Source organism: Flavobacterium sp. CLA17 (assembly GCF_013112255.2).
GTDB classification, from domain to species: Bacteria; Bacteroidota; Bacteroidia; order Flavobacteriales; family Flavobacteriaceae; genus Flavobacterium; species Flavobacterium circumlabens.
Window position 1 is genome coordinate 623866 of record NZ_CP068294.1, and the last position, 12064, is coordinate 635929.

The following is a 12064-nucleotide window of genomic DNA, read 5'->3' on the forward strand; positions in this document are numbered from 1 at the left end:
ATTATTCTTCATTTATTTTTTCATCTACTGCATTAATTATCTCATCTCCATCAATGTTTGTAGTAGTTTCAACTTGAAATTTAAAAAATTCACTAACAAACCATCCCCCTTTTTCACCTTCTAAAAAATTATCTGTTTTATCACCAAAATAGCCGCTGAATAACCCACCTCCAATTGAAACTAGTGCACTACCGCTAGTAAAATCATATTTTATACCTTCATTTTTTTTATTCCAAGTAAAAGTAAGACCTTCTCCCAGAACTGTAGATACTTTTCCTGGTATTGCAGAAAAGCCAGCTTCAATCCAGTTCACCTTTCCCCATTCCTGTCCGTTTGCTGAATACTGAGATAATGAATTATTTCCAATCCCATATGCTGCGAGCAATCCTGTAGCCAGGGGTTTAGCTCTAGCAGCAGCCCATAGTGCCTGATAGCCAGCCCACTCGTTTGCCACAAGGCTGGTTCCGTGAGCCCAGAGATAACTTCCAGCTCCCACTTCTCCTAGAGCACCAAATATAAAAGGACTACCGCCAATTGCAATAGTTACATATGTTGCATTTTGAACTACTTTAGTTGCATTTTGGGTTCTATGCAAGGCTTCTTTCTTCTTAATCATTATTTTATTAGCCTCTTCTCCATTTTTTGCGTCATCAGTACTAAGTTTTAGACCGTCTAATCCTGAAAAATTTAAAAGCCCATTAATCATTCCATCAATTGGCCCCTGTATTGCAGGACGTTTTTCCAGCCCCTCTAATTCAACGTGAGAAATAACATCATTTTCACTAAATGCATATGGTGAATTCGATGGATAATGATGTGTTAACGGGTCAATCGCAAAGAACCTACCAATCCTAGGATCGTGCATTCTGAAGGTATAGTTAATTGAATTCCCTTCCCCTTTAAGTTCCTTGTCTTTCTCCTGCCCCTGAAACCCATAACGGTATTCTTCGGTGTCAGCATGACGGTTCGGCACCAGCATTCCAAAAGGATAGTAATCTGAGTAACTCAATACGTCCGGTACAAAGCCTGTAAAAGCAACTGTGTTTTCGGTTGATTCTACACTTGTGACCACATTGTCTATCGAGAAAGTATCTACAACATTGTCTTTGGCTCTGGTGCGTATCCACTCGATTATAGTAACAGTACCTGCTGCCGTAAATGTCAGACTTTGTCTGCCTGAAACATTGTCTGCCTTTTTAATAATTAGATTTGTTGCATTCGATGCTTTAACCGTTATTTCAGGTGACGCTATTAAATCTAAATCATACGATACCGTATACTTTTTACCAGCAGTTGTATTCATAGCGTAAATTACTCCTTTACCCGGGCCATCAGCAGTGATAACTGCTTTATCCGTATTGGTAGTAACTGCCTGACTATATGTAGTATTCCAATTGCTGTTGGCTCTAATGGTTGCCCATCCTGTAAAGTCAAACTCCTCTAGTTTTTCCTGGGTTGGTTCATTAAGCGTTCGTACCAGTTTTCTGTCTGTAATAACACTTAAGACGTTTCCTAAATGGTTCGACAACTCATAATTTTTATCCCCAACAAAACGGTAGGAGGTAAGGGGTGTTCCGGCAACAGTGTCGCTTCCTTCTCCCTGATCCTCTCCTTCACAGGCATCTCCAATACCATTAGCATTGCTGTCTTCCTGTCCCGGATTTGGTTTTATTCTGCAATTGTCACAAACATCACCATAACCATCTTTGTCGGTATCCACCTGATCAAAGTTAGGTTTTAATTTACAATTATCACAGGCATCACCAACACCATCGTTATCAGCATCGAGTTGATTTGTATTTGCTATTATTTTACAGTTGTCACAAATATCACCTACACCATCTTTATCTTCATCTTCCTGTTTAGGGTTGAAAGTAAAAGGACAGTTGTCTTTTGTATTTATATAACCATCTCCGTCTGTATCTTCATCAGGATTCCCGCAATAGGTTTTTTCAAAACTAGTTCCTGAAGCAGGAGGTAAAAGGGTCATAGTAATCTTAGTGTCAGATAATGCTGTAGTACCCACTCCCTCGTCAAGTTCAAATTTATTTACTTTAATATCTTCCGGATCTTCTCCGTTATTGATACTATAAGTAAAATCACAAATCTGTGAGACAGCGGCTGGGTAGTTTTGTTTTACACCCGGTTGAAACTCCAGTTCTGTTCTACCAAGCGTATTGGAAGGTACGGTGATTCTAAGCCCCTGATCACCACTGTCGAATCCTACATTTTCCTGCCCGTTTAAGGGTTGGCTTGTTTTGGCAACTGTCGTATAGATGTTTCCATTAATATTCAGTACAATATCATAATTTGATGTTGCATTGTTCAATTTAATATCGGCTTTGAAATCCCATTCTTTTTCCGGAATCGAAATACCCTGATCTTCGGCTCTTTCGATTGGTTTCATGGTATATTCTGTGACCGTTTCATAACTTCTGAAAGAGTAACGGGTACGTTTCTTCAGTTTGATCACTTTTTTGTATTTGTTATGGTTACGACGGTATTTGATTAACGTGATTACCGGCGTATATCCTGTGCCGTCTTTTTTGACACCCACAACAATTGAACTTCTGTACCCAAACGTATTATCACCAGGGAAGTTGTTTCCTCCTTCTCTGTACGATCCGTGAAGTGCAGCAATAGTAGTCGTGCCTGTATTAGAAGGATCAATTTTAAAGTGTGAACTTAGCGATACCGATTCTGTTTTAGCTGTTTTATTATCGAATAAATTTATCGAATTCTTCGCGTCTACAGGCCAGGTCGCAGACCCTGAGTTTAGCGTAAATCCTATTCCCGATTTTGTTTTTACATCTGCTGCCACTTTTGCTATGATAGCATTTTTGGCATCTGCAGTAATTACGTTGGAATTTTTAAGGGCTGAAGAAACATCTTTTGTGATTTCTCTTTTGCCTTTTTCTACTCCTAAACGGCTGCTGCCATAAATATCCTGTTCTACCAGATAGTATTTGGTAACGGCACCTTCTTTTACCATTTCGTACGTACTCAGTGTATTTCCTTGTGCATCACGCTCATAATAGGTAGTAGTTGCCGTTGTACCGCTGCTTACCGTTTTGGCAGTTCGGTTTCCTAAACCATCGTACTCAAAGCTTATGATGACCTGATTGGAAAGTCCTTTGCTTTTGGTAACAGAGGCTACTTTACCGTCTACACGCCATTTTATTTCATCCAGATTTTCTTTGGCATCTTTGATTAACTGACCGATTTCATCGTATTCATAGTTTTTAGCACTTTGGCTATCGATATCAAACGAAGTATCATCCGGTTTATCAATAAAATTGGTAAAGGCATTGTTCGGAACAACATCCGTAACATGGTCCAGTTTGTTGGTACCGGCAAGATAATTATACGTAAGCTGATCCATTTGGGTTGTATTCAACGCCCCGTTGGCTAAAGGTGCCCAACTGTTCAGATAGGTAATGTTACCGTTTCTGTCATACTTGTAATCACTTTTGAATCCATTTACAGGAGAACCGGACAGACCATTGGTATAAGCAATCGCTTTAGAGTCCATGCTCTTGATACGGTTCAGCTGATCGTATTTGTAATAATTAAACTGTGTTGGAATAGGTTCGTTATTAGTGCCTGACAAGGAAGTGATCATCTCTTTGATGTTTCCATTGTACAGGTTCGAAGTCCCTTCCAGTTTTTCCCCTTTGCTGTAACTAAAAATAGTATTATCAGGCGTATTAAATCTTGATTTGTAATCTCCTTTATAATAATTCAAAGCAAAACCAAAAGCATCTTTGGCAACACTTAATCCGTCTTTACCGGCATCATAACCGACACCCAGTCTTTCGGAGTTCACTCCTTTTAACCAGCCCTGTAGTGTATAAATGTAATCTAAGCCCTGTACTTTTTTGTCTCCAATTTCCACACGGGCCAACGGACCATGTTCGTAATACAAATAGTTGGCTTCTTTTTCCCAGATTACATTGTCTTTACTGGTATATACTTGTTTGATTCTGTTATCAGCATCATATTCATAACGGTGTATGAACTGATCCTGTTCTTTATTCGGTTGGTACGTAACCTGATTTACGTTTCCGCTTATCAAATCATAATCATACACCACTTTTTTACGGTCCAGACCTAACTTAGTTAGTTCTGTGTTGTTATTGGTGTGGTGGATCAGTTCTTTTACATTTCCGTGTACATCATAATCATACAATATGGCATTGTCATATTTGTCATATGCTTTTATTTCGGTTACTTCTGCAGCTAGTTTGTTATAATAAAGCACCGCCGTCACTCTTTTATGATTGTTATCAGCCGCATAAGCCGTAAACCAATGGCTTGTATTTTCTACCGGAACGTCATACAACGTTTTGGTGATCTGCTCAAAACTTGCTCCCTGGTTGTAAGGGAATAAATCTGAAACCGCATCAACAGGAACTAAGTCGGTAGTGTTTCCGAAAACCAGTCTTCCGTTTTCATTAATCGTAAGCGTAACGCCGGCTTTCACTTCAAACTGACCTGCTTCCATAATTCGGCCCAATCCGTCATAACGGGTATAGCTGAAAAGCGGTTTTGTTTTGATCTGATTCGCATTTTGAGAAGCGATAATTCTTCCTAACGCATCATAAGCAAATCGCGTTTCTCCTCCATCCGGTGTTTTTTGCCATACCAGTTGGTTTAAGGAATTGTAACGGTATTGTGTTTGCATTTTATGTGCCGGAGCAACTGCCACTCCATTTACGAGAGCGGTATCTGTTTTTTCCGGGTTATTGGCTCTGACATCTTTTATGGCTTCATCTGAAGTTGGCTCTAATCTTTGTACTCCTTCAGGTGGAACGGTCTGTGTTAGATTTCCTGCCTGGTCATAGTAGTATAAAGTATATTGGTATTCTTTGTCTTTAGCAGTCTGAGTCAGCGTTTCTGTTACGCCTTCTAAGGCAGCAGCAAGATAGTTTTCTTTGAATTCTTCTTTTTTGTTGGCAAAGAAAGCCGCTTCAATTTCTTGTTTATTGGCTGCTTTTACAGAAGCCGCGTATAGTTCACAAGGTGTTTTGGTGATGGTTTCATCCGGAATTTCCAGGCTAAAAGTCGGAACCATTACAGGAGGTGCACAAATTTTATTGGCAACCACATAGCGGTCCGCAAACTGCCCCCATACCAATGATTCTTCGGTAGGGTTTACTTTTTGTCCTTCGATATAGGTGTAATATTCATTGATAACAGCACTTGTTGCTGTATTTCCATATCTTAATTTGGTAGAACCAAATTCACTGATGGTTACAAACAATGGATTCTTAACACTTGTAACTTCCATTTTGGCCAGGTACTGTAAATAATCGGTACTGATATAGCCAAAGTTTGCGTTACAGAAGTAATATGGATCTTTGTCCATGTTTTCCGTTAATTTATAATCGGGAACCTGCATGCTGATTACGGAGGCGAAGGTACGCCACTTGTCACCACACACTACAGGAGCAACTACACTGGTAATACATAAATCCGAACATTTGAAAGTTGGAACTTCCGCTTCAATGGACTGAACTGCTTTACTTCTCCCTGTTTTTGACGATAACGCCATTTTGTTATTTTGAAATTCAACCTCCCCATCTTTAGAAATCGTAACATACAAATCGTCTGCACTGTCCGCTTTTTTACTGGCGGTTTTAGGCGGATAGGTTTCTGAAACGAAAGGACAGAAGGCTACGGCAGGAGCTTTAGCTTCTGAACTTGTTATTTTGGTAAAGGTATAATGCGAAATTTTACCTCCTTTTTGTGTGATGGTTCTGTTCTGACTGTCCACAAAGTTAATGACAAAAGATAAATCACTTGTCACATCGATGTAGTTGATACGTCTGGCATTTTTTAAATTGATATCATAAAAATTGATGAAATTCTTGTTGTAAACCGAACCTGAATTTTCATCAAAAGTGATGCTAACTAAAGTATTTTCAGCAATAATAGAATATTTATCGATCACTACCGGACGGAAATTATTTTCCGTATAGCGGGTTCTTTCTTTTTGAAAGTGGGATACTAATTTGGAGTCTCTTACAAAAGTATTCACCAAACTGTTGCCTGATACGCTGCCGGCTTTGTAGAAATCTCCTTCAGCATTAATTTCGTGGTTTCTTGAGATTAAGAAATCGTTCAATAGGTTTTTTACATTCGTTTCATAAGCAAGCTCTTCAACGGCTACCACATTACACGATATAACAGGAGTGTAGTTGTTACAAGGTTCCTGATTCGGGTTGGGTGTATTGACACAGTTGTCGCAATTATCATAAATTCCGTCACCATCGGTATCGATGGTACCACAATTTCCACCACCGCCACAGGCATCTCCCAAACCGTCTCCATTGTAATCCCATTCCCCACAAGGCGAACAACAGGTTAAATAAAGTGGTCTGTTCGTATTTCCGGAAGTGATTCTTCCCGTTACTTGTCTGCTTGAAAAGAAAAGACCTCTTCGGGTTGTGATCCTTACCAGGTTATAACCTCCCTGTAAATTTCCAATTGAAATATTGGTAATACGGTCTGTTCCTAAAGTGTAGCTTCCTGTATTAAGCGCAACACGTTTATCGTCATTGACAAAAAGGGAAATACCTTCTGAAGTATTTCTCCATGTTACGACATCATTTTCCTTAACGCCTAAATACGTATACAGATAACCTTCTGTAAAAACAGGATTTTTCGTAATGTCTAAACTGGTATTTCTGATTGTTCCTGTTGCCTGAAGATTAAGTACTAATTTTCTAAAAGATTCATCGAATTTATCTTTTTTATCACAAGGTGCTGTTGCCAGGTAAGAACATTCTCCAACGTTTGCTTTAGTAGTACCTTCAATAATTACTTCCTCAGGAGATTTACAATCAGAAGTAGTTCCGCTTCTTTTTACAAGCGCTATAATCTGGAACCTGTAGGTTTTATCTACATTATCATAAGATCCCGGGATGTAATAAACCGTTTTAAAGCCAACGATATCCTGCCATCTTGGTGCATTTACACTGTTTCCACAGGCATCGTGATAATCAGATGTGTTGTTGGTAAAACGCAATTCGATTGGTGTTGCAATATCATTGCCTAAATAGGTAAAACCGATATTTAAAGTGCCCGAAGCATCTTCGAAAGCTTTTATTTTCGGAGTTTCTGAAGCGGTCTGTAAATTAAAGCTTGGGTTAATTTGTGCATTGAATAAATTTTTGCTCAAATAAGGCATGCTTGTCGTTTTGAAACCATTGATCAACAGTCCCTGACTTTGTATCGTAGGGTTTACTAATCCTTGCAGGAAATATTCCATTTCAAATGCCATTGGGCATTTTCCGGTTTCCATAAACATAGCGGCTTCCGTGCTGGCTTTAATGTCTGCAATAGTCTGTGCATCAGAAAGGGCAGAGTCGTATCCGTAATCTGCCGGTACAAATCTTTTTTCTTTGGTTTTGTACAAAGCAGAAGTCTCTTCGGAACACGCCCATTCAATTCCGTCACTTCCTGCAGGTTTAGCAGGTTCATCAGAAATCGTATCGATTAATTTGGTAAGCCTTACAAAATTATTGTCCGGGTTTCCAACAGTTGTATATTTTTTGAATAACGTAACAAAGGTATCCGAGCTTTCAGGATTACCGATGCAATCATTGTAATTGTTGTTTTTACTCGCAAAAATATGAGAGAAAACGGTTCTTGTTTTTTGTTTTAAAGCAATATAATTGGTTTTAAAATTGCTCCATACCTGTTCTTTGATCGGATCTGAAAGCGTAGTATTAATCTTGTTCAGTAATTGATCCTGAGTCAGGTTTACGAAATCTTCGTAAACGGATTCCGGAGCAATTCCGTTCGTATAAACAGCAAAGTAGTAAGAAGCCTGAAGCATGTTCAGTCTCTTTCCGTTGCTCATAACGATACCGTCAAAATTGGTCGTTAAGGCTTCTCTCATTAAATCTTTACGAAGCGTAAAGTCGGCATCCGATTCTAAATTGTTTTTAGAAATATAATAAGGATCGCTATTATCATTTACAACATCAACTTTTGTTAGCAGTGAATTGATTATTCCTGTCGGTGTAAAGATGCTATTGTCTTTAACCGTATTGTTCTCACTGTCGTAGTAATTGATGTCTCTTATTTTTTCATCAAATCCATCTGAGTTATCTCCAATAGTATTGAATTTTTCGCATATGGCTTTATTGTAAACATAGTATTGATATTCCGGGTGATAAGGCAATAAGGCATTGGCCCAGTCCGGTTTCCATAAAGGCACAAAATTAGCCACATAGCGCAGGTATTGCGGCTCTACCAAGAATACATCCGGATCGTCACTGTCCGGATCGCGGTCTGCTTCTGTTACAACAGCAGCATCTACCAATTCCGGACTATACAGGTTTTCTCCCACCAATTTTACGCGGATTTTAGATATAGTCTCGTCTTCTCCATGCCTGTAATGACCTCCAACAGGTTTTCTCCAGTTGTAATTGGAAACTTTAATTTCTACTACTTCCTTCGTATCCGGAACGGTATCCATGGCAGTTGTATAACCCCCATATAAAAATTGGTTCTGATCGTTGAAGATACTTAACGGATCTGTTATTTTGCTTTTTGACGGATCGTTGATTTCGTCGTCTTCAGATTCTAAACCATCCACGGAACCGTATTGACCATGCGGACTCACATCTCCTAATAAATTTTGAAGGTTAAGGTTACACACATTCACCGGTTGTGCACATAATTCACGACAGCCTGACAATAAACTTCTGAATTCAAGTTTAAAGGCGTTTGCTTTAGTCGTGATCTGTGTTTGGGTAATAGTTGAATTAACGTTAGAATCTGCATACTGAGACCCATTATACTTAATAGTGCTTATCGCAAATTCGGCATTTAAGTTTTTAAGAATGTATTGTTTTTCGGCATCCACAATATAGGATTCTCTTTCGCTGGTTTTTCCAAGGGAAGAAGGATCAGTTGAAAGTTTTAGCTTAAAAGCATCACATTGCTCCTTGGTAAGATTGTCACATACCAGTGATTCTTCACAGCTTTTGCAGGTTACGTTACAATCTTCTTCTTTAATATCCGGTTCTAATCCCGAATAGTCCGGAAGACATTTTTTATCGAGTACCAATTGGGCGATATAATCATTGGCATATCTGTTTAAGACATCATGATCTACTCTTAGGTCTTTGCTTAAAGGATAGGTTCCCACTTTTAAGAATTGGCCATTATTTAATCCTTTGTATTCTCTTTTTGCAATCGTTAAGGCCACCGGGGCAAAAGTACTGATACTCTCTGTCCCGAATTTTGCATTCAAGGGATCAGATCCTACAAGTAATTCGTCTGCACAGTCGTTTTTCATTCCAATAGACCAGTCATACACAAACGGATATTGTTTTCCGGTCAGGCATAAATCAGTATAAGAACCAACGGTTTTGTTTAGGGTGTAGGCAAATGTAATTTCACCTTCTTTCACTACCGAAACAGGAACGTTTAATCGAATCCCGTCTTCTTCTATACCGGCAACACCGGACGAATATTTATCGTTGTTCGATAATAAATTGGTTGTGGTGATTAGATGTAAACTGTCATTGGTTTCATCGTCTAAAGACACCAGATTTCCTTTATTGTCTCCAATAAGGGCAGTCGCCACTGTTCTTCCCTGTGGATCCAGATAGCTCACACTGGCCTGGCTGTTCGGGTCGATCACAATATTCTTTTTGTAGCGTGAAAAATTACCTACTTTGTAACCAAAAAGACGGTTTAGTTCTTCTTGTTTTGGCTGACCGTAGAAATATAACATTTCATGGCCGCTTCCAATCTGGTGATCTAATCCTACGCCCCCTTTTCTTTTGATTCTTCCGGTATTATCAGGCGTATATTCTACCTGCGAGAACGGATATCCGTTTGCATTAGGAACCAAATCCTGAAAGTTATCAGCAACAGCATTATTTTCTGAATAATAATTACCTGCTCCATTTGCATTTGACATTTTGGAAGCCGGTACCGGAGTACAGTCCAGAACACTCGGGTTATCCCAGTCAAAGTCATTGTGGGAATAAATCGTATTTTCCAGGTTTTTATTCAGGTCATTGTAATAATGAATTCCTGATGAATTTACTGGCGCTGGCAGGATCTCTACAGCAGGTCTTCCCTGTGTATCGTAGATCACCTCTCCAACAATAGCTTTTCCCTGAGTATCGACTACTTGTCCACCGGAAAGTTCTTTTCCTTCTGTATTGGTTTTGGTTACGGTCTGACGGTTACGTAAACTTCCGTCAAAATAACTTACAACTTCTTTCTTTTTTCCGTCTTCGGCAAAAGAAGCCTGGTATTGCCAGTTCTTTTTACCCAATTCATGCGCCTGGTCTATTTCGACCATGTGCGGCCAATGACTTATGTTTGTAAAGGTGTCGGTCAAACCCGAAGACCACATTCCGTAATAGTTTTTAGCAATATTATCCAGAAAGCGTCCAACAGGTCTTACCCTGTATACCAGGTAACCATTAGAGTAGACCAACGGGATTCTGTACCCCAGTTCTTTGGTCTGGATTCGGGTACTGTTTTGTTTGAAATCCTGTTCGGTTAGGGCAATTTCAGCCGGCGTTAATTTACTGCCGTCTTTTTTGTAGTTGTCAATCCACGTCCATTCCAGTTCGTATTCTACGGCAGGGGCAACGGCGTCTTTGGTCCAGTTGATGATTAACTCATCTGCACCGTCACTTACTTTAGAAACCACAGTTCCTCTTGTCGAGTTGTATTTTACAAATTGGTGCGTAAGCGGAAACACAGAGGTAAACTGTGTATTGCTCAATTGCATGTTGTAATAACGATCGGTATTAAACTTTAGTTCCAGATAGGCCGGAGCATTGGTGATACTGATTTCAGTGGTACCATCGGTGTCAAAATATTTGATCGATTCAACGATGACATCTGCTTTATGAACGCCCGGTAAGCGATACACGGCGTAATCGTCAAATTTCTTTTCTTTGTTAGCGTAATCGTGTTTGATTTTTAAGGTCAACGAATTCTGGAACGTTTTTACCGCTCCGGTCTTGTCCTTATAAGTAGTAATCGGGTTTCCGTTTTTATCCAGCGGAATCACCGTTAATACCACCTGGCTGTAATACACACTTGCAAAAGCGGCAGTGTTTACCGGCTCATCGGCAAAACCAAAATGAATAGATACTCCTGCGTTCACAGAAGTAAATATTTTTTTCTCGTTGATGTTGGCAATTTTAGAGTCTGTTACTTGCAGCTTTGTCTTTTCGCTCAGTTGATTGCCTTGTTTTTTATCTCCTAAAGTTTCTTCCTGCTGGCTGAAAGCGAACAATGAAAACAGTGTAAATACAAATGCTATTAGATGCTTGTTGATATACATATATCTATTTTTTATTTTATTTATTGGAAACTCTTTGATCGATAATCTCGTATTTTTTCAATCTTTCGGCTAAAAGGATTTCCTTTTTGGCCGATGTTGTAAAATAGGTCTTGCTATTAAAAATCGAAGCGTTAACCGGATTTCTGTTATAATTCGTATGGATAATCTCTAATCTCGGATAATGTGGATCCGGGCTTCGGTAATCTTTCGAAAAATTGGCTACTGTACTGTAATAAAAGGTCTGTTTTTGTATTAAAAAGCCTTTTGTAATCTGTACGATAATCTTAGAATAGGGAAGATTCGAGTAGGATTTTGCTACCAGTCTTATTTCCCAATAGGTTTTGCGATCAACAAATTTTTCAATTTTACAGAGTTCCAGCAAGGGTTTTATATCAAAATCCCCGGCGTAATTGGGGACCGGATCTGAAATCTGAAGGGCTTTCTCCGGATGGCTTATTTTAAGATAAACGGTTTTTGCATTCAGTATTTCGGTCTCGCCGACTTTGCTGTAAACTTCGTTGTCTGCATTTTTATAATAAATGCCTTTGTAACTTTCCTCGATTTTTTTGGAATCGAAATCCTTGTACAGGGCATAACTTGATTTGTATTGTAAAGGCTTGGCGAGGCTGTATTGCCTGGCTACTTTCTGAAAAACCTCATTTACCGTCTGTGTATGTGCTAAACAACAAGTGAATAAAACCCATACGTATATTATTTTTTTACAGAACATAC

At 39.1% G+C, this 12064-nt stretch carries 2 protein-coding genes; both read right to left on the bottom strand.

The features are described 5' to 3' along the window. Position 1 precedes the first annotated feature (1 nt). Positions 2 to 11332 carry a thrombospondin type 3 repeat-containing protein gene (locus HAV12_RS02660; RefSeq protein ID WP_171568347.1) on the bottom strand — a complete coding sequence of 3777 codons (11331 nt, stop codon included), beginning with the start codon at positions 11330 to 11332 and terminating at the stop codon, positions 2 to 4. 16 nt (positions 11333 to 11348) lie between these two features. Next, positions 11349 to 12062 (bottom strand): hypothetical protein, encoded by a 714-nt coding sequence (locus HAV12_RS02665; RefSeq protein ID WP_171568348.1) that lies wholly within the window; start codon positions 12060 to 12062, stop codon positions 11349 to 11351. Positions 12063 to 12064: the final 2 nt, after the last annotated feature.

What these genes read in the sequence shown, in the direction of transcription:
- HAV12_RS02665 (WP_171568348.1), bottom strand. Translation starts at nt 12,062, where the DNA reads ATGTTCTGTAAAAAAATAATATACGTATGGGTTTTATTCACTTGTTGT.
- HAV12_RS02660 (WP_171568347.1), bottom strand. Translation starts at nt 11,332, where the DNA reads ATGTATATCAACAAGCATCTAATAGCATTTGTATTTACACTGTTTTCA.